We start from the raw sequence: 25,690 nt of genomic DNA, 5'->3' as shown, positions 1-25,690 counted from the left end.
TTTTGGTTGAGCTTACGGAGCGGGGTATGAAATTTGCTGCGGTGCTGAACCAGGACGGCGGCACCTTGCGCACCACCGACCTCGCCGCTTTTTCCGACACGATGCGTCAGACGCTGGAAACGGCAGGCCACACTCTCAGCATAGACGTGGTCGCCGGCAAGGACGTAGCGAAAACTCTCGACCATGCCGTTTCGCGCCGCACCGTCGATGTTGTGCTGGCTGGTGGCGGTGACGGAACCATTTCAGCCGCGGCGGCCAGGTTGATGGGCAAGAAAAAGGCGCTTGCCATATTGCCCGCCGGCACCATGAACCTGTTCGCGCGTGGCCTGGGCATTCCGCAGTCGCTCGATGCGGCGCTGAAGTCCTTCGCCGACGGCGAAATCATCGCGGTCGACATGGCTACGGCCAACGGCCAGCCCTTCATCCATCAGTTCTCCATAGGCATGCATGCAAGGATGGTGCAGCTGCGCGAGAGGATGGAATTCGGTTCGCGCCTCGGAAAGATCGGCGCTTCGGCCAAGGCGGCCTGGGCGACGATCAAGAATCCGCCGGCCATGAACGTCACGCTCAGTATCGGCGAGGCCGAGATGACGGCGCGCATATCAGGCATCGGCGTCACCAACAACCTGTTCGGCGAAGGCCACCTGCCTTATGCGGACAATCCGGCGGGCGGCGTGCTCGGCATCTATGTCACGGTGGCGCAGCAACGCGCCGAGCTCGTCAAGTTCCTCTTCAACATGGCGCGCGGCAAATGGCGCGACAACGAGCATGTCGAAATCCATCAATCCGATCGGACGGTTCTGAAAATTCATTCCGGCAGCAGGAAGTTCCGTGCCGTCATGGATGGCGAACTGGTCAGGCTCGATCGTGAGACGATCATTGAAATCCAGCCTGGCGCGCTCAATGTCCTGATGCCGGCCAGCATCGCCGAGGCAAAGGCCGCCTGATGCGATCTCAAACGACGGCGGCCGAAAATCTAGCCGCTTGGCGCACTTCCTTGCTCTGTCGCCGGGGTCTTGGCCACCTCGCCATAGATTTCGGCAATGCCCCAGGCCGCGAAGGCCAGAAGCAGCGCAGCGATCAGAATACGCAAACCGTGCCAGCCCCATCGCCCCTGACGCGCTTTGTTTTCGGGAATGATCTTGGTCATGGTCGGTCCTTGTCTCGTTTTGCACTACCGGGTGCATCCGGCAAATCATGGTCGGGTAACGGTTCCTTGCTAGGATGGTTCCGGAGACGCCTGGCCTGGCGGGCAAGACGGCGAAGGCCGGGACATTGGGGATTTGGGTGAATAGCAGGAGCGAAACAGGGCCGGGTCTGCCGGCCAAGGTTGCGCGCGCGGTGAGGGACGAAGACCGGCTGGCTGTGTTGCATGGGCTGGAGATGCTGGATACCGCGGCCGATCCGGATTTCGACCGCATCACCAGCCTTGCCGCGGCCGTGATGCACGTGCCGGTCGCACTGGTCACGCTCGTCGATCTCGAACGGCAATGGTTCAAGTCCCGCTTCGGCCTGGACGAGACCGGGACCGCGACTGATATCTCCTTTTGCGCCCACACCATCGCCGCTGGCGACGAACCCATGGTGGTGGCGGACGCAACGACGGATCCACGGTTCAGAGCCAACCCGCTGGTCACCGGCAAGCGTCATGTGCGCTTCTATGCCGGCGCTCCGATCATCGTCGCGGGCGCCAGGATCGGCACGCTATGCGTGTTCGACCGCAAGCCGCACGCCTATCCATCCCCGGCAAGGCTCGACCAGTTGAAGACTCTCGCCGGCCTTGCCGGCAGCCTGTTCACCTTGAAGGATGCGACCCGTAGCGGTGCTATCGCCGAGGCCGCGCTTGCGCGCGAGGAAAAACGGCGCGCCATCGCGCTCGACGCGGCCTCGCTCGCCAGCTGGGCATGGGATATCCGCAGCGACATGATCGAATGCGATGTCCGGCTGTCGGAACTGTTCAACCTGCCGCGCTCGACCCGCCTACGAGCACGCGACATCCTCGCCGCCATCGACCCGCGCGACGTCTACCAGACCGAAACCCGCTTTCGCGATGCCTTGACCGGCAGCGACGACTATTTCGGCGAATATCGCGTGAAAGGTTTTCATCCGCCGCGCTGGGTGGCGACACGCGGCCGTGTCATCGAGCGCGATGGCGACGGCAAGCCCACGCTGATCTTCGGCGTCAACTACGACATCTCCGAACGCAAGCTCGGCGAGGAGCGGCAGAGGCTTTTGCTGCGCGAACTCAACCACCGCGTCAAGAACACGCTGGCGACCGTCCAGGCGTTGGCGACCCAGACCGTGCGTCATGCCCGTCAGCCGAGCGAATTCCTCGAGGCTTTCGGCGCCCGGCTTCAGGCCCTGGGCATCGCCCACAATCTCTTGTCCGACCGCGAGTGGCGCGGTATCGGCATCCGCGAACTCGTCCAGATCGAGATCAGGCCGTTCGACACGGCCGATCGGCCGCGTATCACCATCTCCGGCGCCGATCTGCTGCTGTCGCCCGATCAGGCCGTCGGCCTCGGCCTTATCCTGCACGAATTGGCCAGCAACGCGCTGCAATATGGATCTCTGTCGGTTGCATCCGGCAAGGTCGATCTCGACTGGAAGACACAGGGAAGGAAGGGCGCCCGGCGCCTGGTGCTGACCTGGCGCGAAAGCGGCGGCCCACGGGTTGCCCCGCCCGAGCGCCACGGCTTTGGTTCGATCCTCATCCGCCGCAGCCTGGCCAAGGTCATTTCAAGCAAAGTGACCCATGAATTCCGGCCCGAAGGCGTATTCGCCGCAATATCGATGCCGCTGGAAGATCTGTCTAAGTGACTGACTGACCATAATCGCGGATCCAAGCGGCGGCGTCACTTCCGCCCCTTGGCCTCCGGATCGTCGGGCTTCACGTTCTCGCGGTAGATGGCATAGGCCACAAGTGCCGCGGCCGGACCCAGAATGACGCCGAGGCCGCCTTTTCCCTTAATCAATGCCGGCAGCACCGCAAGTGCGGCGGAGATGCCGATCGCCTTCATATCGGCTTTACGCCGCCTTGCCTCGCGGCGGGCACGGGCCCCGGCCATCAAGCGATGGCTCAGAAGCACGAGCCCGGCGATCACCAGGAAGCCGATGCCGAAACCGAGTGCCGCCACCTGCGATCCATAGCGGGCGGCAACCCAGATATAGGCTGCCCCGACCAGAAAGCCGAGACCGCAGAGCGCCGCCAGCGCGGCAAGCGCATAGATGATGGCCGCCGTACGCGCGCGGCGTATGGCGGCCATGGTTTCACCGGAGGCGAAACCCGAAAGCAGGGATGTCAGCAGTCCCATCTGCGGCGGAACTAGCGGCGCGCGAGCAGCGCGAAGAGGAAGCCGACGCCGGCGGCGATCGCCAGGGACGTCACGGGCTTTTCCCGAACGCTTGCAACGATCTGGGCCTCGATGTCCCTTGCGTTGCCGCGCAGGCTGTCGAAGGCCGCTTCACCCTGAGCGCGCAACTGCTCGACGCCTTCCGCCGCCGCGCGGCGCGCTGTGCCGTAGCCATCTTCGCCGGTCTTGGCCAACTGCTTGGTGAGCTTGTTGATATCGGCCTTCAACTGCCTGATGTCGGCTTCGAGATCCGAATTCGCCCGCGCCTCGTTGGCGGTTTTCCCTGCGGCGGTTGCCATTGCTTAACTCCTTGTGATTGCTCGATTTCAAACGCGCCGTGCGTCTCAAGGTTCCGACGTTGGGAAAACTAGCCGAAAACCTCCCGGCGCGCATCCATCTGCCAGGGATTAGCCGCATCAGATCAGTGGGCGGCGGCCCCGCCCAGCCCTTCCCAGCCGGCGAGCTGCTTGAGCGCTTTCGTTGTCGACCCCCTCTTCGAAAGCCTGCCAGCCGGCAGGTCAGGTTTCAATCGCTTGCCAGGGTCGGATACCGCCGCTGGCGGCATGTCTTTTTTAAATGACAACGCGCCAAATTGCGATCATGAATCACGACGTCTCATGGAGCGATTGCCTGTGCCTCACTTGCTTGACGGATTGCGAATTCTTGTCCTGGAGGACGAATTCCTCATTGCCATGGAGGTGGAGCAGCTTTGCCGCGACCATGGTGCCAACGAAGTGGTGGTTGCCCGCGACCTGACCGAGGTCGATGGCCGAAAGATCGCACTGCAATTCGACGTGGCCATCGTCGATCTGATGCTGGGTGGCGCCTCGACGCTCGAATTCGCCGCCGGCTTGCGGGAAACAGGCGTCCCGTTCGTGTTTGCCTCCGGCTATTCGGATGCGCACGAGATCCAGGTATCCTTTCCTGGAGTGAGGCTGGTCTCCAAACCCTATTCAGGCCAAGATCTCGTCGAAGCGGTGGCACTGGCTTACGGACGTGGCTCCCCTGGTGTCGAGACCGATGCGGCCGCGGCCGGATCGCGCTTCAATGTGCAGCCGTCCCGGTGACCTGAGTTGAGATCGCATCGGGGCCATATTCGTCTTCGCCGGAGATTTTCAGGATTTCCTGCAGCCGTGTGCGGGCTCTGCTGACGCGGCTCTTGATCGTTCCGACCGCGCAGCCGCAGATTTCGGCGGCCTCTTCATAGGAGAAGCCCGACGCACCGATGAGGATGATGGCCTCACGCTGGTCCTCCGGAAGCTGCTCGAGAGCGCCCCGAAAATCCTTGAGGTCGAGTTGGCCGTGTTGGGCCGGATGCACCGCGAGCCTGGCCGTCATGATGCCGTCGCTGTCCTGCACTTCGCGGCCGCGCTTGCGCATTTGCGAATAGAATTCATTGCGCAGGATCGTAAAAAGCCAGGCTTTGAGATTGGTGCCGGGCTGGAAGCTCTCATGCTTGTCCCAGGCTTTGACCAGCGTTTCCTGAACGAGGTCGTCGGCCTTGTCGGCATTCTGCGTCAGCGACACGGCAAACGCCCGCAAGCTTGGTATTGCCCCAAGCAGATCGGTCTTGAAGCCTTGGGAGACCGCTGCCATGCCCTCAGTCCTTTTTCTGCGCGGGTTCGGTCTGCTCCAGTTGGCTGAGCAACCGGGCAAAGCGATCCGGCACATCGTCGGACACCAACTCGTCATAATACTGTTTGAGTTTTCGCCCGATTTCGGAATTCGGCCCCAATGGATCGCCGACCCCGTTCCGGCGCCTGCCCGCGGCGCCAGCCAAAATATCTTTCGTCATATTCTTCATTTTGCCCTTATATTCCCAGCACCGAAGCCGCCCTTATTCAACTCAACACAAGGCGAGCGGCCCCCCGTGTGGTTGCCCATCCCGTCCCCAAACGCCGTCGCCGCCCATTCGTTCCATATCACGCGGAACTTTTTCGGAATGGCCGCGTTGTACCCGTGGGACTTGCATGCAGCTTGACCTGCGATTCAGTCAAACGCGTCATCTGAGGGAGACGTCCATCATGAGCTTATCCGCTACCATCGCTCCGCATCTGCCATTCCTGCGCCGCTTCTCGCGTGCCGTCTCGGGATCGCAAGAGAGCGGCGACGCGCTGGTCGCCGCCATGCTCGAGGCCATCATTGCCGATATCGACATCTTCCCGGAGGCATCGAGCGACCGCATCGCCTTGTACAAGGTTTTCGCCAAGCTCTTCACCTCGGTCGCCATCCGCGTGCCGCAGGAGCAGGCACAATCGGCGTGGGAGCAACGCGCGGCCGCCAATCTCAATGCGATCGCGCCGCTTCCCCGCCAGGCTTTCCTGCTGGTTGCGGTGGAAGGCTTCAGCGAGGACGAGGCCGCCGAGATACTCGACGTCGGCGAACAGGAGTTCTCCGAATTGCTTGCCCAGGCAAGCGATGAGATTTCCCGCCAGGTGGCAACCGACGTGCTGATCATCGAGGACGAGCCGCTGATCGCCATGGACATAGAAGAGATGGTCGAGAGCCTCGGCCATCGTGTCGTCGGCACGGCGCGCACCCACGCCGAAGCGGTGACGATGTTCGGCAAGACGCGGCCGAAGATGGTGCTGGCCGACATCCAGCTCGCCGACGGCAGTTCAGGCATCGAGGCGGTCAACGAAATCCTGTCGTCGACCTCCGTGCCGGTTATCTTCATAACCGCCTTTCCGGAGCGCCTCCTGACCGGCGAGCGCCCCGAACCGGCCTTCCTGGTGACCAAGCCTTTCAATCCCGACATGGTCAAGGCGCTGATCAGCCAGGCGCTGTTCTTCGACCGTCAGGCTAAGGCCGCCGCGTAGGATCAGGGCCTCGCGGATCTGATCGGACAGTATGACTGCGAGGGCCGCCCGATGTGATGCATCGGGCGGCCCTTTGCGGTCCTTATCGGCGAATTGATCCGAACCATTGCACGCATCGTCTTTTTCGGCAAAGGGTGGAACAATCCGCAGCCACCCACGTTTTGTCAGCATCATTCGGAAGGAGAAGAGCCATGCTTTACTGGGCGCTCGTATTTCTCGTCGTAGCAATCATCGCCGGCGCGCTTGGTTTTGGCGGCATCGCCGGTACATCTGCTGGGATCGCGCAGATATTGTTCTTCATCTTTCTCGCCTTCCTGGTCATTTCGCTTCTTGCCGGCCTGTTCAGGCGGGCGTGAACGCTCCATCCAGGCGAACACTGGAAGCCGCACCCCTCAAACGGTTTCCAGCCACCGCCGGGCGGTATCCTTTCAAAGGGACACCGCCCGGCGGACCGATTTTGGAGGCCGGCTTTCGACAAATTTCATGGGGAACCCATTTGACGGTGAGCCGTTCAGCCTGAGGTGGGTGGACAGATGGACCGATGCGCTCCAGGACTCCAGATAAAACGGAAAGCGCACGAAGCGACGAGGTCATTGCCCTGCATCCGGCAGAAAGCGGCATGCAGCTTGGCCGGGCTTTACTCCACGCCCTCTACAATGCTGGAATCTCGGTCCTTTATCAGGATCGCGAGATGAAGACCGTCTGGGCCCGCAACATGCGTGCGCCCTGGGTTTCGGACAATACCGATAGCAACGGCATCCTGCCGCTCGCGCAGACCGACCGCATCAGCGCCGCCAAGCGCGATGTGGTCGTGACTGGCAATCCTCAGCACCTTGAGATCAGTATGCCGGTCGAGAACGGCGTGCGCTGGTTCCAGGTTTGGGTTGATGCCGACCGGGGCGACGGCGGCGACGTGCAAGGTGTCGTCACCACCATGGTCGAGACGACCGAGCAGAAACGGCGCGAACAGACGCTGACAACGCTTCTGCGCGAAGTCAGCCACCGCTCAAAGAACCTCCTGGCGATCATCCAGAGCATCGCGACCCAGACCGGTCGCTATTCCGATGGCATCAGCGACTTCCTGACGCGTTTTCGCGGCCGGCTGCAGTCGCTGGCTTCTTCCCAGGATCTGGTGACATCCTCCAACTGGCGCGGCGCGGCGCTCCATGAGTTGGTGGCGAGCCAGGTCGGCCGCTACGAGACGAACACACCGCATAGCCTTCGCTTCCGAGGCGCCAATCCCTACCTCAATCCAAACGCCGCGCTGCATATCGGCCTGGCGATGCATGAACTCGCGGTCAATTCGGTCAGCTACGGTGCCCTGTCCCGGCCGGATGGTTTCGTCGAGGTGACCGCCGATCTCAACACTGCCGCCACCGGTGAAGTTACCCTGTCACTCATATGGGCCGAAACCATTGGCACCAACGGCGGCCGAGGCAAGCAAAAGCGTTTCGGCAGCGTCGCGCTGGAACGGGTGGTGCCGGCATCCCTGAGTGGAACCGCGAGCCTCGACATCGCCGATGGCCATCTTGAATACCGCCTTACCGTTCCGCACAGCAACTTCGATACTCAATGAGCGGGCCACGACAAGCAGCGATTCTTAACCGGCTATTCACCATGAGAATGAATACTGTTTTTCTCAGGTACCAGCGGAACCTGCGGCTTTTTTGGACATTTCCGCAGGAGCATTTACAGCTCGGTACGGGAGGATGCCCTTGACGGTTGCCGACATGAACAGGCTGGAACAGGCCGCCCGAATTTCCATGGGCGAGTTTCTGGACCCTGAGACATCCGCGCAATCGCTTCCCGCTGCCCGCAACCGGTTACCGGACATCGTTGCATTGGCGCTGGTCGCGGCAATCCTCCTGACAGTGCTGTTCCAGTTCACCTGATCGCGATCGGCGTCCTGGCTGGGGGCCGGCTCGGATATGGTCTGGCCGCCGTTCCAACAGGTGACGGGGGCCATTGCGGAAATCTGTTGCTGGCGGGCCGGCATTATTCGCCTATCCCTGGGTAGAAAAGGAACTTTCTGGCGATGCGGTCCGTTGTTGTGGCGAGAGGATATTTCTCCATGGAACACATCGCCGCGTTGCTGCTGGTCATCGGTTGCACCAACTCGATGGCCGAGTGCCGTGAACTGCAGGTGCCGGTCAGCGTCTTCGCAACCGCCGACCAATGCACCGCCGAGCGTCCCTTCGCCATGGGCGACGTTCAGGGGCAGGCGCAGCACATCGTTGCCAAATGCCTGGCTGTCGATCCCGCGCTCGAGGATGACTACGACCAGATCGTCTGGAATGTGCGCCCTGATGGCAGCCTCGACGCTTCGCTGGCGATTTCCAGCCCCGTCATGGCATCTAACGCGGCGCGCCCAGAAAAAGACGACCTTAGCCAACAATAAATTCGAGCAGCAAAGACCGTTGTTTCATGCTAAATGGCGGTTGGAGTTTACTAAAGTGAGGACACAAAGTGAGGAGTGACTCTATGCGGAAAATGATTATTGCCATGGTTGCGGTGGTCGCGGTCAGCGGCTGTACCAGTACCGAAAAGGATGTGGCTGGCGGTACCTTGATTGGCGCCGGTATCGGCGGCCTGGTCGGCGGCGGCAAGGGCGCACTGGTCGGTGCGGCTGTTGGTGCCGGTTCCGGCCTTTTGGTGCGCAACCTGCGCAATGGCTACTGCCAATACCGTGATCGCCACGGCCGCATCTACACTGCGCGCTGCAACTAGTCAGCGACAACGGAATCCAGATCCGGAGGCCGGTATCGTGCCTCCGGATTTTCTTGACCGGTGATCTGTTGCTTGGCCTGGTGACGGCAGATTTAGCCGACCAGCGGAATTCTGATTTCCACCTTCAGACCATCGGCCTGAAAATCGCGTTTGATCGTGCCGCGCAGTTCGCGCGTGACATTGAGGTCGATCAGCTTGGTGCCGAATCCGGTTTCGGCCGGCGCCTCGACTTTCTTGTTTCCGGCCTCCCGCCAGTTGAGGGCCAGCGTCCGCTCGCGCCCGCGCCCTTCCAGCAGCCAGTCCACCTTGAGCGCGCCAACGGAATTGCCGGCTTCGCCGTATTTGAGCGCGTTGGTCGCCAGCTCATGGAAGGTCAGGCCAAGCGCCTGCGTCGTGGTCTCGTCGAGCAGCACCTCCGGGCCTGAGAGGAGCTCGTCGGGCAATTCCTTGCCGAAAACCTGGCCGAGCTCGATGCGCAGGAGGTCGGCGAGATCGGCCTTCTGCCAGCGCGAGCGCGTCAGCATGTCCTGCGACGCGGCCATGGCCTGCAGCCTGGCCGAGAAGGATGCGGAAAACTCGTTGACATCGGTCGCCCGCGAAGCCGTCTGCCGCGCGATCGCCAGCACCCTGGTGATCGAATTCTTGATGCGATGCTTCATCTCCTGCAGCATCAGGTCCTTTTCGAGCAGGCTCTTTTCGGTCGTTTCGTGCAGGCGCGATACCGCCTCGTAGGCCCGCTCCTGATAGCGGGCCACCAGCGCGATGGCGCCCGCCAGCAGCAGGCCGAACAGCCCCAGCATCATCGGGATGGCGCGCGACGACGGTTGTGAGAAGGCGCTGGTCGGCCTGAACAGCACGGTCCACGGACGGCCGGCCACCGTGATCTTTCGGGTGACCAGCAGCCGGTCACCAAGGGCCGAAACCGGTGGCGTCTCCGACCGGAACAGCAGATTGTCGCCGTTCACCGCGCCGTCATAGATCTCGGTGTTGACCGGCAGCAGCGGCGCGCGGCTGAGCGCGATCTGGAACAGGTCGCGGGCCCGGAAGGCGGCGTAAAGAAAGCCCGCGGTCGAGGATCGCGATGCGTTGATGACCTCCGGTGCGGTTTCGACGTTGAGCCGCACGAAGACCAGGAAGCCGGTGAAGGTCTGCGCCACGCCCGTGCCCTGGCCCAGTTGCACCAGCCCGCTCGCGTGCTGCTGGTCATCCGCCATTGCCTTCTCGATCGCCGCGCGCCGCACCGGCTCGCTGAACATATCGTAGCCGATGCTGGACTGGCTGGAGGGATCCAGCGGCTCGAAAAGCGTGATGGGCGCGCGCCAGGGCTGCGTCGAGGCCGGATAGACCGGATGGCTAGCGCCAAAATCGTGCAGGATATCGCGTTCGACCGCCGCTTCGCCGCCCGTCTTGACAAGCTGAAGGAAGCCGATGCCGCGCAGGCCAGCGAAATTGTTGTCGATATCCAGCGCGTCGAAGAACGCCTTGAACTCGTTCTGGGAGATGTCGCCGTTGCGGGCATCGAACAGGGCCTGCGTCGACCGCAGCAGCGACAGATGCAGGTCGATCCGGCTCTCGATCCGGTTGAGTGCGTCGTCGGCCGCCGCTTCGAACTTGATGCGGGCGGCTTCCTGCGTCGCGAAATAGGCGAACCCAGCCATGGTCATGCTGATCAGCGCAACGGCGATGAACGCAACGATTGGAAAAAGTCTCTTCAACGGATGATGCGGTCCATGGGCAATACCGGACCTTTATGGGCAAGTCGCCGGGCCAACACAATGGCCAGGCCAAGCCATCGCGATCACTGGCATATCACATGAGCGGCAACGCGGGCCTGGTCCGCCAATGCCGGGCGCGACCGATAGGCCTCAGGCGGCGATCTTCAGCGCACCCGGTCCGGGAATGGCGCCAGGAGGACATTTGCCCAGGATGATCATGCCGAGCACCTCGTCCTGGGTTACATCCGTGGTACGCGCGGTGCCGACGACCTGGCCGTTCTTCATCACGCAGACCCGGTCGGCCAGTTCGAACACATCGTGGATGTCGTGGCTGATCAGGAAGATGCCGATGCCATCGGACTTGAGCTGCCTGACCAGTTCGCCGACCTGTGCCGTTTCCTGGGGCCCAAGCGCCGCGGTCGGCTCGTCCATGATCAGGATGCGGGCGTTGAACAGGATCGCGCGTGCGATCGCCACCGACTGCCGCTGCCCACCTGACAGCTTTATGACCGGCTCCTTGAAGCGCTGGAAGCGGGGATTGAGGCGCCCCATCACCTTGCGCGCCTCGGCCTCCATCGCAACGTCGTCGAGCGTGCCCCAGGCGGTCATCAGCTCGCGGCCGAGAAACAAATTGGCGGCGGAGTCGACATTGTCGGCCAGCGCCAGCGTCTGGTAGATCGTCTCGATGCCGTATTTCTTGGCATCTCGCGGGTTGGTGATCGTGGCTTCCTCGCCATTGACGAAGATCTGCCCGGCGTCGCGCTTGTAGGCGCCGGAGAGAATCTTGATCAGCGTCGACTTGCCGGCGCCGTTGTGGCCGAGCAGCGCCACGACCTCGCCGGGGAAAAGATCGATCGAGGCGTCGTCGACGGCCCGGATGCCGCCAAAGGCGATCGAGATGTTGCGCATGTCGACCAGCGGCGGGCCGGCGGGTACGGTTTTGTCAGCCATGATCGTATCCTCTAAACCCGCTTGCGATAGACGGTGTCGAGCCAGACGGCGATGACCAGCACGGCGCCGACGACGATGCTCTGCAGCGGCGAGTCGACACCGAGCAGCACCATGCCGGATTGCAGCGACTGCATCAGCAGCGCGCCGAGCATGGCGCCGATGATCGTTCCCGAACCGCCGGCAAGCGACGTGCCGCCGATGACGGCCGCAGCGATGACGAGCAGCTCGTCCAATGTTCCAAGCACATTGGTGGACGAGTTTTGCCGGGCCGACGAAATCGCGGCGGCGATCGTGGCCAGCACGCCCATGATCATGAACACCTTCATGGTGATCCAGCGCGTGTTGATGCCGGCGAGATTGGCGGCCTCCGGATTGCCGCCGATGGCAAAGACATAGCGGCCGAAACGGGTGCGGTTGGTGATGAAGGTCATGATCAGCCCGACCGCAACCGCCATCAGCACCGGAATGGCGATGCCGTGAGCGATGAACAGGCCGCCCTCGGGCACGGTGATGTTGTTGGCGGCGGCGTATCTGTTCACGATGCCGATCGGCCACGGATAGGAGTTGGCCAGCCACACCGCGCCCATGATGGCGGCGCAGGTGACGGCGCCAAGCAGCGTCTCGGCCCAGATCGGGCGCAGCGGGAAACGGAAGCGCTTGCGTTGCACCCGCCCGTTGAAAAGCGCAAACACCACGGCGAGGCAGGCGACGATGCCGACGATCCAGCTCCAGGTGGCGCCGATCGATCCCGCCGGCCCGCCTCCCATCAGCTGGAAGGTGGCGTCGAGCGGCGCCACGGTCTGGCCGCTGGTGACCCACCAGGCAGCGCCGCGCCAGACCAGCAGGCCGCCGAGCGTGACGATGAAGGCGGGCACTTCGAGATAGGCGATGATGAAGCCCTGGAAGGCGCCGATCAGCAGGCCCAGGACCAGGCCGATGACAAGCGCGAGCACCCAGATCCACGGATTGCCGAGTTCAAGCCCGACGAACCGAACCAGGAAATGCACCTGGGCAAAACCCATGACCATGCCGATCAGGCCCTCGGCCGAGCCGACGGACAGGTCGATGTTGCGCATGACGATGACCAGCACCATGCCGCAGGCCATGATGGCGACCGCGGAGCTTTGTACGGAGAGGTTCCATAGATTGCGCGGCGTGAGGAAGGTGCGGCTGTCGAAATCGAGCGGATTGACGCCCAGACGCAGGCTCGAAATCACGTGCAGCCCGACCCAGATCAGCAACAGGGCGCCGATCATGCCGAGCATGCGGGTGTCGATCTCGGTTGCCTTCAGGAAGCGGGCGACCGCGCCGAGTTCTGAGGCGCGTGCGGTATCGACCTGCGGCGGGTTGGACGTCGTGTCGGTCATGATTTCCTCCCACTGGCCGCCGTCTGGCGCGGACGCCGGAGCCTAGCCTAGAAGCTATCCGCCTGATGCGGAAACACAAATCTTTTTGAGAAAACGCCGCGGCTTTGAGGCAATTCCAGGAAAGTGCGTGGCGGTTTCCGTCCGGAATTGCGGGAAACAATGGGCTGGAACGGTTCAGCGATTCAAGAAACACTGAACCGTTCCAGGGCCGCGGCGTCTATATCTGAGAGAAACAGGCCAGCTTAGTTGCAGGCCGCGACGGTGCCGGCGGCGACGCCCGCGCAGACTTCGTCCTTCTTGATCCAGCCGGCATCGATGACGACGTTGAGATTGTCCTTGGTGATGGCGACCGGGGTCAGGAACAGCGACTTGACGGTGTTGCCGCCAGGCGTCGTGAAGTCCTTCACGCCGGCAATGTCGGTCATCTTCTTGCCGTCCGCCAGTTGCGAGGCGATCTCGGCGGCGTTCCTGCCGAGCTCGCGCGCGTCCTTCCACACCGACACGGTCTGGGTGCCGAGCGCGATGCGGTTCAGCGCGGCATGGTCGCCGTCCTGGCCCGACACCGGCACGGTGCCAGCAAGGCCTTGCGCCGTGAGTGCCGCGACGACGCCGCCGGCGGTGCCGTCATTGGCGGCGACCACGGCGTCGACCTTGTTGTCGTTGGCGGTCAGGAACTGCTCCATGTTCTTCTGGGCGTTGGCGGGCAGCCAGCCGTCCGTATAGGCCTCGCCGACATTCTTGATCTTGCCGCTATCGATGGCCGGCTTGAACACTTCCATCGAGCCCGAGAACAGGAAGTCGGCATTCGGATCGGCACCCGAGCCCTTGATGAAGACATAGTTGCCTTCCGGCTTGACCTTGAACACCGCGCGGGCCTGCATGCGGCCGACTTCCTTGTTGTCGAAGGTCAGGTAGAAGACGTCCTTGTTCTCGATCAGGCGGTCATAGCCGACGACCGGAATGCCTTCATCCAGCGCCTTCTGGACGGCCGGGCCGATGGCCGAGGCATCCTGCGCCAGGATGATCAGCGAATTGGCGCCCTGCGAGATCAGGCTCTCGACATCGGTGAGCTGCTTGCCCGGATTGGACTGTGCGTCGGCGGAGATGTACTTGTCGCCTGCGGCCTCGATCGCCTTCTTCATGGCGGCCTCGTCGGTCTTCCAGCGCTCTTCCTGGAAGTTGGACCAAGAAACGCCGATGACCTTGCCCTTCGCCTGCGCGACCGACGCGAGCGTCAGTGACATGGCGACACCCGCCAGGATGGCGACTGCGAATCTCTTCATGATATCCTCCCTGCGCCGCGTATGGCGCGACCAAACTGACCCGAAGGCCGGCACAAAGGCTCTATTTTTTCGAGCCTCAAAAAAAATAGTGATGCATCGCCGGAAGGCTGTCAACAATGATTCTGATGGATTTTGAGGCCCGAGAACTTTTTTCGAGCCCCGCAATAAATAAATGACATCGCCGGCCGCTTCTGCCAGTATTTGATCTGTTGCCGCAGTGTTCGAGGGGCACGACGAGCTGCGGCGACCGGGAGGATATTGGAAAGGCATGTCGGTCGGAATCCGCCACGACGATCTGCGCCGGCGCAACCGCGCAATGGTGATTGCGGCCGTGCGCCGGGCCGGCCAGCCCTCGCGCACCGAAATAGCCGCGACCACCGGCCTCAGCCACTCCACCATATCGGCGATTTCCTCTGATCTGATCGGCGAAGGTATCCTGGCCGAAGGCAAGCCGAGCGAGGCCGGCGCGCTCAAACGCGGCAGGCCGCAGGTCGGGCTTGGCCTCAATCCGGAAGCCGCAACGGTGATGACCGTGGTGCTGTCGCTGAATTTCCTGTCCGTCGCCGTCATCGACTATGCCGGCCAGGTCATATCAGAGGAACAGCGCCGGCTGGATACGCTGACCATGTCGCGCGATGCACTGATCGGCGAATGCGTCGCCATCGTGCGGCGGCGCCTAGAGGATCCCGACCTCGACGTGCGCAGCGTCGCCCGCATCGCGCTGGCGATCCAGGGCATCACCGACACCGATGCCCGGGCAATGCTGTGGTCGCCCATCACGCCGCAGACCGACATCGCCTTCGCCGACATACTCGAAGCCGAGTTCGGCATCCCCGCCACCGTGGAGAATGACTGCAACATGATGGCGGTGGCGCTGCGCTGGCGCGATCCGGAGCGCTACCGCGACGACTTCATCGCCATTCTCCTTTCGCACGGTATCGGCATGGGCCTGGTGCTGAAGGGCGAGCTCTTCACCGGCACCCATTCCTCGGGCGGCGAATTCGGCCATATGATCCATCGGCCAGGCGGCGCGCTCTGCCGCTGCGGGCGGCGCGGCTGCGTCGAAGCCTATGCCGGCAATTACGCCATCTGGCGCAACGCCAGGCAGCTCAGCGAGGACACCGAGCCGGTCGCCGATGTCAGCGACGCGCAGATGCGGGCGCTGGCGGCGACGGCGCGGCAAACGGACGGGCCCGAGCGGGAGGCCTACCGCAGGGCCGGCGAGGCGCTGGGCTACGGCCTCGGCAGCCTGTTCGCGCTGATCGATCCCGCCCCCGTCGCCATGGTCGGCGTCAGCGCCGCCGCCTTCGACCTGATCGAGCCGGCATTGCGCGAGGCCATCGCCCAGACCGCCGGCGGCCAGCACTCGAAATCGATTTCCTTCGACACCGAGCCCAACGAGTTGCCGCTGATCCGCGAGGGCTGCGCCATGCGGGCGCTGACCTTCGTCGACCAGGAGATTTTCGCGCCGGGCATGCAGGCGAAAGCCGGCTCCGGGAAGAACGTGGCCTGAATAAAGTCGCGCTCAATCCTCGCGGATTGCATACCCCGCACCACGAATGGTGCGGATGACGTCGGGCATGCGGCCGTTATTGACCGCCTTGCGCAACCGGCCGACATGCACATCCACCGTGCGCTCGTCGATATAGATCGTCTCCCCCCAAACATTGTCGAGCAGCTGGCTGCGCGAAAACACCCGGCCGGGATGACGCATCATGAATTCGAGCAGGCGGAATTCGGTCGGCCCGAGCCGGATCTCGCTCTTCTTGCGGTAGACGCGATGTGATTCGCGGTCGAGCACGATGTCGCCCACCTTGAGCACGCTGGACAGCACTTCCGGCTTGGCGCGGCGCAGCAGCGCCTTGACCCTGGCCATGAATTCCGGTGTCGAGAACGGCTTGACCAGATAATCGTCGGCGCCGGTCGAAAGGCCGCGCACGCGGTCGCTTTCCTCGCCGCGCGCCGTCAGCATGATGATCGGCAGCCGCTCGGTCTCGGGCCGCATCCTTAGCCGGCGACAGAGTTCGATCCCGGACACCGCCGGCACCATCCAGTCGAGCACCAGGAGGTCGGGGACGTTCTCCTGCAGGCGAATCTCCGCCTCGTCGCCGCGCGGGACCACCTCGACCTGGTAGCCTTCCGATTCCAGATTGTAGCGGAGGAGCACGCCGAGTGGCTCCTCATCCTCCACCACCATGATGCGTGGCGCGATCATCGACTGGTCACCTCTAAGGCAATTCCAGGAAAAGTGTGAAGCGGTTTTCCGTCCGGAATTGCATGGAAACAAGAGAGAGAGCGGTTTTCCGTAAAACGGTGAACCGCTCTGACGATCAAGCCGCCGGCGCCGACATCGCCGTTTCGTCCTGCTTCGGACGATTCGCGGGCAGCTGCGTACCGGTCAGCACATAGTAGGCATTCTCGGCGATGTTGGTCACATGGTCGCCGATGCGCTCGAGATTCTTGGCGCAGAACAACAGATGCGTGCAAGCCGTGATGTTGCGCGGATCCTCCATCATGTAGGTGAGAAGTTCGCGGAACACGGAGGTGTATTTGACGTCGATACGTTCGTCATCGGCGCGCAGCTTGGCAAGGGCCTCGGCATCGTGCGCCGCATACTCCTCGATCACGCCCTGCACCTGGATCAGCACCAGCTGCGCCATGGCGTCGATGGAATGCGACAGGTCGCGCGGCGTGGTGGACAGGCCGACCGTACCGACGCGCTTGGCGATGTTCTTGGCAAGGTCGCCAATGCGTTCGAGGTCACCGGCCATGCGGATCGACCCGACGACATGCCGCAGATCGTCGGCCATCGGCTGGCGCTTGGCGATCAGCGTGATGGCGCGGTCGTCGAGTTCGCGCTGGCGCGCGTCCATGATGACGTCGTCGGAGACAACGCGCTGTGCCAGCGCGTTGTCGGAGTTCAGCAGCGCCTTGGTGGCGCCGCCGACCATCGAGCTGGCGAGATCGCCCATGTCGCTGATCAGCCTGCTGATCTGTCCGAGATCCTCGTCGAAAGAAGCGACTGTGTGTTCGGCCATGATCCTGGTCCTCGTATGCGTGAGATCAGCCGAAGCGGCCGGTGATATAGTCCTGCGTGCGCTTCTCGCGGGGCGATGTGAAGATCTTCTCCGTACGATCGAACTCGACCAGCTCGCCCAGATACATGAAAGCCGTCTGGCGCGACACGCGCGCCGCCTGCTGCATGTTGTGGGTGACGATGACGATCGTGTAGTCGGCTTGCAGCTCGTCGATCAATTCCTCGATCTTGGCGGTCGACAGCGGGTCGAGCGCCGATGCCGGCTCGTCGAGCAGGATGACCTCCGGCTTCACCGCCACGGTGCGGGCGATGCAAAGACGCTGCTGCTGGCCGCCCGAAAGGCTGAGGCCGCTGGCGTTGAGCTTGTCCTTGACCTCGGTCCACAGAGCCGCGCGCTTCAGCGCCTGCTCGACACGGCCGTCCATCTCGGCCTTGCTGATCTTCTCATAGAGCCTGACGCCGAACGCGATGTTTTCATAGATCGACATCGGAAACGGCGTCGGCTTCTGGAACACCATGCCGATCTTGGTGCGCAGCAGGTTGAGGTCCTGCGAGCGGTCGAGAATGTTCCGGCCGTCAAGCAGCACCTGACCCTCGGCGCTCTGCCTCGGGTAGAGCTCGTAGATGCGGTTGAAGACGCGCAGCAGCGTCGACTTTCCGCAGCCCGAAGGGCCGATGAAGGCGGTGACACTGCGCTCGGGCAGCGACAGGCTGATGTCCTTCAGCGCCTTCGACTGGCCGTAGTAGAAATTGAGGTTCTTGACCTCGATCTTGGCCTTTTCCACGGCAGCCTCGGCCACGTTCAACTCGGTGGACAACATCGGTTTCATCTGTCCTCTCTGCGTCCGGTAAGGCTGCGGGCGAAGATGCTCAGCCCGAGAACCGTTAGGGTGATTATAAGTGCGCCGGTCCACGCCAGCTGCTGCCATTCCTCGTAAGGGCTGAGAGCGAACTGGAAGATGGTGACAGGCAGGCTGGCCATCGGCGCGTTGAGATTGCTTGACCAGAACTGGTTGTTGAGCGCGGTGAAGAGCAGCGGCGCCGTCTCGCCGGAGATGCGGGCGATGGCCAGCAATATGCCGGTGACGATGCCGGAAAGTGCGGCGCGGTAGGCGACAGAGCGGATGACCACCCAGCGCGGTGCGCCGATCGCGGTGCCTGCCTCGCGCAAGGCGTTCGGCACCAGGTTGAGCATGTCCTCTGTGGTGCGCACCACGACCGGGATGACCAGGATGGCCAGCGCGACGGCGCCGGCGATGGCGGAGAAGTGCCCCATCGGCCGCACCAGCAACTCATAGACGAACAGGCCGATAACGATCGACGGCGCCGACAGCAGGATGTCGTTGATGAAACGCACCACCGTGGTCAGCTTCGAGAAGCGTCCGTATTCGGCCATGTAAGTACCGGCCAGCACACCGATCGGCGTGCCGACGATGACGCCGATGACGGTCATCACGATGCTGCCATAGATGGCGTTGAGCAGGCCGCCGGCATCGCCGGGCGGTGGCGTCATCTCGGTGAAGACCGCCAGCGAAACGCCGGACAGGCCCTTGTAGACCAGGGCGCCGAGGATCAGCGCCAGCCAGGCAAGGCCGATGCCGGCGGCGGCGACGCAGAGCGCCATCATCACGCCGTTCCTTCTCTTGCGCCTGTTATGGAGTGCCAGGGTCGTCGACATCGGTCAGGCTCCCGTGCGGGCATCGATGCGCATCAGCATGTAGCGTGCGATGGCAAGGATAATGAAGGTGATGACGAAGAGGATCAGGCCGAGCGCCACCAGTGAAGAGGTGTAGAGTTGGCCGTCGGCTTCGGTGAATTCATTGGCGATCGTCGCGGAGATCGTCGTCGCCGGCGCGAACAGCGAGGCGCTGATACGATGCGCGTTGCCGATGACGAAGGTCACCGCCATGGTTTCGCCGAGCGCGCGGCCGAGGCCGAGCATAACGCCGCCCATAATGCCGACACGGGTGTAGGGAATGACCACGCGCCGCGTGACTTCCCAGGTTGTGCAGCCGATGCCGTAGGCCGATTCCTTCAGCACCGCCGGCACTGTGTCGAACACGTCCTTGGTGATCGAGGTGATGAACGGCAGCACCATGATGGCCAGGATCAGCGACGACGTCAGTAGGCCGATGCCATAGGGCGGGCCGGCGAACAGGCTGGAGAGCCCGGGCACGTTGTGAAAGATGTCGATGATGAAAGGCTGTATCGTCGTCTGCAGGAACGGTGCGAACACGAACAGGCCCCAGATGCCGTAGATGATCGAAGGGATGCCGGCCAGAAGCTCGACGGCGATGCCGATCGGGCGCCGCAGCGGCCGCGGGCAAAGTTCGGTAAGAAAGACGGCGATGCCGATGCCGATGGGAACGGCGATCAGAATTGCGATGGCTGACGTGACGATGGTGCCGTAGATCGGCGACAGGGCGCCGAAATTCTCGGTGACCGGGTTCCATGCCTCGGTCGTCAGGAAGGAAAAGCCGAACTTAGACAGGGCTTCCCATGAGCCGGCAAACAACGAGATGGCGACGCCGCTGAGGATGAGCAGGACGAGGACGGCAGAAGAGCGTGTAGCCTCCCGAAACACCATGTCCGTGAAGGCGAAGCGCCGCACTGTCGCATCCCTGGACCGCATGACGCTCGATAACGGCGTAGCTTCTGAAACGGTGGTCATCTAGCCCCTCGTATTCGAAAGAAATGGGAGGACGCCAAAGGCGTCCTCCCTTCGACAAAGAGAGTTACTTGGCGGCGTAGAGCGACTTGCCGTCGCTGCCGACGATGTCCTTGCTCCACATTTCCTCGACGCTCTTGACGACCTTGTCCGGCATCGGAACGTAGTCCAGTTCACCCGCCATCTTGTCGCCCTTCGCATAGGACCAGGCAAAGAACTTGAGCGCTTCGCTGGTCGCCGCGGCGTCATCGGGCTTCTTGTACAGCAGGATCCAGGTCGCGGACGTCATCGGCCAGGACTCGGCGCCCGGCTGGTTGGCGAGAATGACGCCATAACCCGGCTGTGAGTTCCAGTCGGCATTGGCCGCCGCGGCCGAGAACGCCTTCGCGGTCGGCTCGATCTTCTTGCCGTCCTTGTTGATCATGTCGGTGTAAGTCAGCTTGTTCTGCTTGGCATATGCGTATTCGACATAGCCGATGGCGCCGCCGGTCTGCGACACGTTGTTGGCAACGCCTTCATTGCCCTTGGCGCCGATACCCACCGGCCACTCGAGCGCGCTGTTGACGCCAACCTTCGACTTCCAGTCGGCGTTCACGTCGGCGAGATAGTAGCTGAAGTTGAACGTGGTGCCCGAGCCGTCCGAACGGTGGACAACGGCAATCGCCTGGTCTGGCAGCTTGGCCTTGGGATTGAGCTTCTTGATCGCCTCGTCGTTCCAGTTGGTGATCTTGCCGAGGAAGATATCAGCCAGCGTCGTGCCGTCGAGAACGAGTTCGCCCGGCTTGATGCCTTTGAGATTGACGACGGGCACGATGCCACCCATCACCATCGGGAACTGGGCGAGACCGGTGGAGTTGAGGTCTTCACCCTTCAGCGGCGCGTCGGAAGCGCCGAAGGTAACGGTCTTGGCCTTGATCTGCTTGACGCCGCCGCCGGAACCGATCGACTGGTAGTTGAGGCCGATGCCGGTCTCTTTCTTGTAGGCGTCGGCCCACTTCGCGTAGATCGGGTAGGGGAAAGTGGCGCCAGCGCCGGAGATATCAGCCGCAAACGCTGCGGACATGGTGAAGGTGGACGCCGCAGCCATTGCAATCGCAACGGCCGCCGAGCGGATGAAATGTCTCATGTGGCCTGCTCCTGTTCGGAAGATGGTCTCTCGGCGCCCTTTTGCCGGCGCCCGCTGAGGCCAATAGCCTTCGATTATAACAGTCGCATGACAGTTTCGTGTCAACCGGGTAACGCGTCGCCGGCGCGGGGAAAGGCGGTAGCTTCGGATGGTTGCGGCCCGGTCCGGGTTTGCCCCGGGAATCAGTGGCTTGAGCCATTGCTGGCTCGAAGCCGGCGTTGGATTCGCCGGGCCGGCTCGGATGAAGAAAATCCGGACGGGAGCGCGTTGCTCGAGGCCAGAGCGTGTCGTGGCCGGGCCATCGCCGAAAACAGGTCCGTTGGGGTAGAGTGACGCTGTTTCTTGCCGGCGGTCGCTGCTCCCGCCCGTAACTGAGAAGAGCGGAATTCGATGTTGCCATTGTCCCGGCTAAGCACCGCCTTTGATATGGTGCGATCGCACCATAGTCTTTGCACGCAGGGGTAGCAGCAAATCCCGACTGATTCCCTCCGGCCCGCCGCTTCGGATTGCTGGAACCGGCCGACGCGGTGCTATCCCGCGTTGCGCTGGACCTGTTGGCCGGCGCCGATCCAGCGCTCGACTTTCTCCAGCAGGGCCCTCGGGCTGATCGGCTTGGGCAGATAATCGTCCATGCCCGCCTCCAGGCATCGTTCGCGATCGCCCTTGAGCGCGTGCGCGGTGACGCCCACGATCGGCACATGCGTGCCGGTTTCCTGTTCCAGCCGACGGATCGCGGCGGTTGCCTCCAGCCCGCTCATCTCCGGCATCGAGACGTCCATCAGGATCATGCACGGATTGAGCCTGCCGAAGGCGTCGAGCGCCTTGCGGCCATTGCCGACAATCTCGAAACCATAGCTGGTCTCGCCGAGAATTTGAGTGAAGACCATCTGGTTCACCTCATTGTCCTCGGCCACGAGAATGTCCAGCCGATGCCCGCCACCGCCGGTGACGGGAGGCCTTTGACGAACCGGCGGCGGCTGCAATTGCGCGCGTTGTTCGGACGGCACCAGCGGCGGCCGCTGGGAAGCGCCGAGGCCCTCGCCTGCCGACGGCTGGGCGTGGCCGTTCGTCGCATGGCGATGGCGCTGGATGGTCCCGACCAGCGTTTCCAGGAGCGCCGAGGAGCGCGCCGGCTTGATCAGCTGGGCGTCTATTCCGAGATCGCGGTAGCTGGTGTTGGCGAGCGACTGGTCGACCGAGGTCAGCATGATGATCGGCGTGTCGGCGAGGCCTTCGGTGTTGCGCACGATGCTGGCCATTTCGGCGCCGCTCATCCCGGGCATCTGGTAGTCGAGCACGACACAATCGACGGGCACGCCATAGGCGGCCGCGGCGATCAGCACCTTCAGCCCCTCGGCGCCGCTTTCGGCCGCGCAGGAATCGAACGTCCATGAGGTCATCTGCTCAGTGAGGATGGCGCGGTTGACGGCATTGTCGTCGACGATCAGCACGCGCGCGCCCGTGACGTCCACCGGCATGATGCGCCGCCCATGCTGTTGTTCGGCCCTGGGCAGCGTTACCGTGAACCAGAAAGTCGAGCCCTTGCCCTCGGCGCTCTCGACACCGATTGTGCCGCCCATCAGCTCGACAAGCCGCGAGGTGATGGCAAGGCCGAGCCCGGTGCCTTCGTGCCGCCTTGTCGAGGACGTGTCGACCTGGCTGAATTTTTCGAACACCTGCTTCAGCTTGTCCTCGGGGATACCGATGCCTGTGTCGGTGACGGAGATCGTCAACCTGGTTCCGGTCGGGATCCTCTCGCCGGTCACATCGACAAGCACATGGCCTTCGTCGGTGAATTTCACCGCATTGCCGAGCAGATTGGTGACGATCTGCCTGATGCGGCCGACATCGCCGATGAACAGGCTTTCGAGCCCCGGCTCGATGCGCACGATGAGCTCGAGATCCTTTTCCTTGGCGCGTGTCGAAACCAGCGTCGCCACGTCCTCGATCGCCTCGGCAAGGTTGAAAGGCGCTGGGTCCAGCACCAGCTGGCCGGCATCGATCTTGGAGAAATCCAGGATGTCGTTGATGATCGTCAGAAGCGCGTTGCCCGATTTGACGATGATGTCGGTGAACGTCTTCTGCTTCGCATCGAGATTGGATTTGGCAAGGAGTTCGGCCATGCCCAGCACACCGTTCATCGGCGTGCGGATCTCGTGGCTCATATTGGCGAGGAATTCCGACTTGGCGCGGTCGGCGAGGACGGCGCGCTGGCGTGCCTCGCTGAGTTCCGCCTCGCGCTGCTTGAGCTCGGTGATATCGGTGGTCGAACCGATCAGGTAGAGCGAACCGTCGGAGGCGATCATCGCGCCCTTGCGCGCGAACTGGTGCCTGACGCTGCCGTTGGCTAGCCGCACCGTCTCCTCGATCTCCTGGGTTTCGCCGGTGCGCAGCACGGCCAGATCGCCGGCCACGAAGGCTTCGCCATCCGGCCCGAAGATCTCGACATCGGTCTTGCCGATCGCTTCTTCCTTGCTGAAGCCGGTGAGATCACACCAGCCCTTGTTGACGTAGAACTGCCTGAGATCGGAGCGCTTGGCGTAGATCGACACCGGCACATTGTCGATCAGGCTGCGAAACACCTCGTTCTCGCGCATGCTCTCCTCCAGAGCCTGCTCGCGTGCCTTGACCTCGGTGATGTCGGTGCTGGAACCGACCAGATGCACCGATCCGTCGATGGCCACCAGGCGGCTCTTGCGCGTCATCAACTGCCGCACCGTGCCGTCGCGATGGGTGACGGGCTCCTCGACCTCGAGCACGCTGCCGGTCGCCACGACATCGGTGTCATCATGGCCGTAGCTTTCCGCCGCCTCGGCGCCGAACAGCTGGGGGTCGGTCCGGCCAATGACGTCCTCCTTGGCCAGGCCTGTAATCGCGCACCAGGCCTTGTTGACGAATTCGATGCTGAGGTCCTGCGCCTTGATGAAGGCTGCCACCGGCAACTCGTCCATGACGTGCCGGAAGAGATCGATCTGTCGCATCGAATCGCGCAGGGCCGCCTCGCGGCTCTTGATGCCTGTGATGTCGACGCGCACGCCGATGAACGTGCCGTCATCAGCGCGCATGTCGTAGACCTGATGCCAGCTGCCGTCGGGATTGACGCGCTCGAACGACGCGCTGGGCAGGCGGCACCGCGCGAGGACCCCATCGACCCAACGCTGCGGATCGCTGTCGTAGAGTTTGTCGAGCTCCGGATCGCCGCTCTGCCGGAAATAGCCGGCGGAATTGCCGGATGCCAACGCTTCCCGGAAGGTGCGGCCGGGTTGCCATACCGTCTCCAGTTCCGGAACCGCATCCTTCATCTTGCGGTTGGCGAAGACGAAATTGTCATCGCGATCGTAGATGATCACGCCGGCCGGTAGCGATTCGAGCACGCTGGCCAAATGCTTGCGCGCATCCTGCGCCTCGATCTCACGCCGCTTCATCTCCGAGATGTCGAAGAGAAAACCGGCGACATAATCGCGGCCGCTTGCCATGCGGACGCGGTTTTTCCGGACGATGCGCGAGCGGGCGACACCTTCGTCCTCGAAATTTTCCTCGACTTCGTAGATTTGTCCGGTCGACAGGACTTCCCGTTCGCTGCGTTCAAAGAGCGCGGCCTCGGCCGGGCTCAGGAAATCGTCGCCAGGCTTGCCAAGCATGGCTTGCGGCGTCTGGCCAAACAGCGCCGCGAACGCCTCGTTGACAAAGACGAATCTCAGATGATCGTCCTTGACGAAAATCGGATTCTCGACCGCGTTGATCACCGCCTCCGCCAGCCTCGCCTTTTCCAGCGCGTCGGCGAGCTCGGTTTCACGGCTCTTCATGTCGGTGGCGTCGACATAGGAAATGAGCCGCTTGCCGCCGGCCAGCGGTGCCAGCGATGCGACCAGCGTGCGCCCGTCATTGTGGGGCAATCGTCTGGAACCGGCGACGCCGGCCCTGATTTCGGCTTCGCGCTCGGCGGTGTGGCGTTGCCAGGCAATTTCATCGGCGCCGTAGGGATCGATGCCGCGGCTGGCCTCCATCAGATCGCGGAAGGCCGAGCCGATGCCGGCGCGAGTGGGATCGATCTTCCAGAAATCATAGAAGGCGCGATTGATCACCTCGGCACGCATGTCGGCATCGAGGACGACCACGCCGATCGGCATTGAATCGACCATCGCGCGAAGGTTGGCGAGGCTTTCCGAAGAAAATCGTTCGCCCTGCTTGTGCTCACTGTCTCCGAAGGCGCTGGCCAGCGCGGTGACATTGCGGCCTATGCCGCGATAGCCGGCAAATTTTCCTTCACCGTCGAACCGTGGAAAGCCCGAGGTCAGCACCCAGCGGCAGTCGTCGCGGCCTCCCTTCAGTTCGTAGATGAAATCGCGGAATGGCCGGTGCGCCTGCAGATCTTCCAGATGCGCTGTCGCGCTGCGCTTGCCCTTCAGGACCTGGTTGAGGAAATCGAAGCGGAACCGGCCAAGCACATTGGCTGGATCGATACCGGTGGCAGCCTGGTAGTTTGGCGAAAGCCAGGAAAAGCGCAGCTCGTCGTCGGTTTCCCAGACCCAGTCCGAGCCCAGCTCGACAAGTTGGCGGAGCGCGTCGGCGCAATCCAGATCGGGCGTGCACGATGACCTGTCGCCGCCATCCGCTGTTGCCTTGCCTGCCCCGCCCTTGCCT

General features: G+C 62.8%; 26 protein-coding genes. 10 read left to right on the top strand and 16 right to left on the bottom strand.

Features of this window, described 5'->3' with window-relative positions; translation table 11 throughout:
- The first annotated feature begins 26 nt into the window (after nt 1-26).
- On the top strand, nt 27-947 hold the full coding sequence (locus tag FJ938_RS25130) for a diacylglycerol kinase family protein (RefSeq protein WP_140698517.1): 921 nt from the start codon (nt 27-29) through the stop codon (nt 945-947).
- A 29-nt stretch (nt 948-976) separates the two neighbouring features.
- On the opposite strand, the gene FJ938_RS25125 is transcribed toward FJ938_RS25130, so the two are convergent.
- On the bottom strand, nt 977-1,150 hold the full coding sequence (locus FJ938_RS25125; RefSeq protein WP_140608839.1) for a hypothetical protein: 174 nt from the start codon (nt 1,148-1,150) through the stop codon (nt 977-979).
- 137 nt (nt 1,151-1,287) lie between these two features.
- Between FJ938_RS25125 and FJ938_RS25120 the strand changes: the two genes are divergently transcribed.
- Nucleotides 1,288-2,820 (top strand): HWE histidine kinase domain-containing protein, encoded by a 1,533-nt coding sequence (locus tag FJ938_RS25120; RefSeq protein WP_140698514.1) that lies wholly within the window; start codon nt 1,288-1,290, stop codon nt 2,818-2,820.
- 35 nt (nt 2,821-2,855) lie between these two features.
- Here FJ938_RS25120 and FJ938_RS25115 read toward each other — a convergent pair whose 3' ends face one another.
- Complete coding sequence (locus tag FJ938_RS25115) at nt 2,856-3,314, bottom strand: hypothetical protein (protein WP_140698511.1); 459 nt, start codon at nt 3,312-3,314, stop codon at nt 2,856-2,858.
- Between the two features lie 11 nt (nt 3,315-3,325).
- Nucleotides 3,326-3,652: a DUF883 family protein gene (locus FJ938_RS25110; RefSeq protein ID WP_140608845.1), complete on the bottom strand. Its 327-nt coding sequence runs from the start codon at nt 3,650-3,652 to the stop codon at nt 3,326-3,328.
- Nucleotides 3,653-3,820: 168 nt separating this feature from the next.
- On the opposite strand from FJ938_RS25110, the gene FJ938_RS25105 reads away from it, so the two are divergent.
- Entirely contained in the window at nt 3,821-4,420 is a 600-nt protein-coding gene (locus tag FJ938_RS25105; RefSeq protein WP_348642293.1) for a response regulator, read from the top strand.
- Here FJ938_RS25105 and FJ938_RS25100 read toward each other — a convergent pair.
- Nucleotides 4,398-4,949: a sigma-70 family RNA polymerase sigma factor gene (locus FJ938_RS25100; protein ID WP_013892668.1), complete on the bottom strand. Its 552-nt coding sequence runs from the start codon at nt 4,947-4,949 to the stop codon at nt 4,398-4,400. The two genes, FJ938_RS25105 and FJ938_RS25100, sit on opposite strands and share 23 nt — an antisense overlap.
- Nucleotides 4,950-4,953: 4 nt before the next feature.
- Complete coding sequence (locus FJ938_RS25095; protein ID WP_140608848.1) at nt 4,954-5,157, bottom strand: NepR family anti-sigma factor; 204 nt, start codon at nt 5,155-5,157, stop codon at nt 4,954-4,956.
- 220 nt (nt 5,158-5,377) lie between these two features.
- On the opposite strand from FJ938_RS25095, the gene FJ938_RS25090 reads away from it, so the two are divergent.
- The 6 genes from FJ938_RS25090 (at nt 5,378) to FJ938_RS25070 (ending at nt 8,899) form a co-directional block, all read left to right on the top strand.
- On the top strand, nt 5,378-6,172 hold the full coding sequence (locus FJ938_RS25090; protein ID WP_140608850.1) for a response regulator: 795 nt from the start codon (nt 5,378-5,380) through the stop codon (nt 6,170-6,172).
- 191 nt (nt 6,173-6,363) lie between these two features.
- A complete protein-coding gene (locus tag FJ938_RS25085; protein ID WP_010911886.1) occupies nt 6,364-6,528 on the top strand; it encodes a DUF1328 domain-containing protein in 165 nt (54 codons plus the stop codon).
- 185 nt (nt 6,529-6,713) lie between these two features.
- Nucleotides 6,714-7,748 carry a sensor histidine kinase gene (locus tag FJ938_RS25080; RefSeq protein WP_140698505.1) on the top strand — a complete coding sequence of 345 codons (1,035 nt, stop codon included), beginning with the start codon at nt 6,714-6,716 and terminating at the stop codon, nt 7,746-7,748.
- A 139-nt stretch (nt 7,749-7,887) separates the two neighbouring features.
- Entirely contained in the window at nt 7,888-8,064 is a 177-nt protein-coding gene (locus FJ938_RS29615; protein WP_181169178.1) for a hypothetical protein, read from the top strand.
- 179 nt (nt 8,065-8,243) lie between these two features.
- A complete protein-coding gene (locus tag FJ938_RS25075) occupies nt 8,244-8,570 on the top strand; it encodes a hypothetical protein (protein ID WP_140608854.1) in 327 nt (108 codons plus the stop codon).
- An 83-nt stretch (nt 8,571-8,653) separates the two neighbouring features.
- Nucleotides 8,654-8,899, top strand: coding sequence for a YMGG-like glycine zipper-containing protein (locus FJ938_RS25070; RefSeq protein WP_140608856.1), 246 nt, complete (start codon nt 8,654-8,656; stop codon nt 8,897-8,899).
- 92 nt (nt 8,900-8,991) lie between these two features.
- Here FJ938_RS25070 and FJ938_RS25065 read toward each other — a convergent pair whose 3' ends face one another.
- The 4 genes from FJ938_RS25065 to xylF all read right to left on the bottom strand — a co-directional run bounded on the left by FJ938_RS25065 (nt 8,992) and on the right by xylF (nt 14,215).
- Nucleotides 8,992-10,614, bottom strand: coding sequence for a CHASE domain-containing protein (locus FJ938_RS25065; RefSeq protein WP_140698502.1), 1,623 nt, complete (start codon nt 10,612-10,614; stop codon nt 8,992-8,994).
- A 150-nt stretch (nt 10,615-10,764) separates the two neighbouring features.
- Complete coding sequence (locus tag FJ938_RS25060; RefSeq protein WP_140698499.1) at nt 10,765-11,565, bottom strand: ATP-binding cassette domain-containing protein; 801 nt, start codon at nt 11,563-11,565, stop codon at nt 10,765-10,767.
- Between the two features lie 11 nt (nt 11,566-11,576).
- Nucleotides 11,577-12,932 carry a sugar ABC transporter permease gene (locus tag FJ938_RS25055; protein ID WP_140698496.1) on the bottom strand — a complete coding sequence of 452 codons (1,356 nt, stop codon included), beginning with the start codon at nt 12,930-12,932 and terminating at the stop codon, nt 11,577-11,579.
- A gap of 242 nt (nt 12,933-13,174) precedes the next feature.
- Nucleotides 13,175-14,215, bottom strand: a complete 1,041-nt coding sequence (gene xylF, locus FJ938_RS25050; RefSeq protein ID WP_140698492.1) for a D-xylose ABC transporter substrate-binding protein — start codon at nt 14,213-14,215, stop codon at nt 13,175-13,177.
- A gap of 268 nt (nt 14,216-14,483) precedes the next feature.
- Here xylF and FJ938_RS25045 point away from each other — a divergent pair, with 268 nt between their 5' ends.
- On the top strand, nt 14,484-15,728 hold the full coding sequence (locus tag FJ938_RS25045) for an ROK family protein (RefSeq protein WP_140698489.1): 1,245 nt from the start codon (nt 14,484-14,486) through the stop codon (nt 15,726-15,728).
- Between the two features lie 12 nt (nt 15,729-15,740).
- On the opposite strand, the gene phoB is transcribed toward FJ938_RS25045, so the two are convergent.
- The 7 genes from phoB to FJ938_RS25010 all read right to left on the bottom strand — a co-directional run.
- Nucleotides 15,741-16,430, bottom strand: a complete 690-nt coding sequence (phoB, locus tag FJ938_RS25040) for a phosphate regulon transcriptional regulator PhoB (protein ID WP_032917568.1) — start codon at nt 16,428-16,430, stop codon at nt 15,741-15,743.
- Nucleotides 16,431-16,545: 115 nt separating this feature from the next.
- Nucleotides 16,546-17,253, bottom strand: coding sequence for a phosphate signaling complex protein PhoU (gene phoU, locus FJ938_RS25035; protein ID WP_140608868.1), 708 nt, complete (start codon nt 17,251-17,253; stop codon nt 16,546-16,548).
- Nucleotides 17,254-17,278: 25 nt separating this feature from the next.
- A complete protein-coding gene (gene pstB / locus FJ938_RS25030) occupies nt 17,279-18,082 on the bottom strand; it encodes a phosphate ABC transporter ATP-binding protein PstB (protein WP_140698486.1) in 804 nt (267 codons plus the stop codon).
- Nucleotides 18,079-18,930 carry a phosphate ABC transporter permease PstA gene (pstA, locus tag FJ938_RS25025; RefSeq protein ID WP_140698483.1) on the bottom strand — a complete coding sequence of 284 codons (852 nt, stop codon included), beginning with the start codon at nt 18,928-18,930 and terminating at the stop codon, nt 18,079-18,081. The genes pstB and pstA overlap by 4 nt, the downstream gene beginning before the upstream one ends.
- Nucleotides 18,931-18,933: 3 nt before the next feature.
- Nucleotides 18,934-19,923 carry a phosphate ABC transporter permease subunit PstC gene (pstC, locus tag FJ938_RS25020; RefSeq protein WP_140608874.1) on the bottom strand — a complete coding sequence of 330 codons (990 nt, stop codon included), beginning with the start codon at nt 19,921-19,923 and terminating at the stop codon, nt 18,934-18,936.
- Between the two features lie 64 nt (nt 19,924-19,987).
- Nucleotides 19,988-21,046: a phosphate ABC transporter substrate-binding protein PstS gene (gene pstS, locus FJ938_RS25015; protein WP_140608876.1), complete on the bottom strand. Its 1,059-nt coding sequence runs from the start codon at nt 21,044-21,046 to the stop codon at nt 19,988-19,990.
- Between the two features lie 530 nt (nt 21,047-21,576).
- The coding region (locus FJ938_RS25010; protein ID WP_140698480.1) for a PAS domain-containing protein at nt 21,577-25,690 on the bottom strand (4,114 nt) is incomplete at its 5' end.

This window comes from Mesorhizobium sp. B2-4-14 (genome assembly GCF_006442155.1).
In the GTDB taxonomy this organism is placed as follows: Bacteria; Pseudomonadota; Alphaproteobacteria; order Rhizobiales; family Rhizobiaceae; genus Mesorhizobium.
This window is presented reverse-complemented; position numbering and strand designations above follow the sequence as displayed.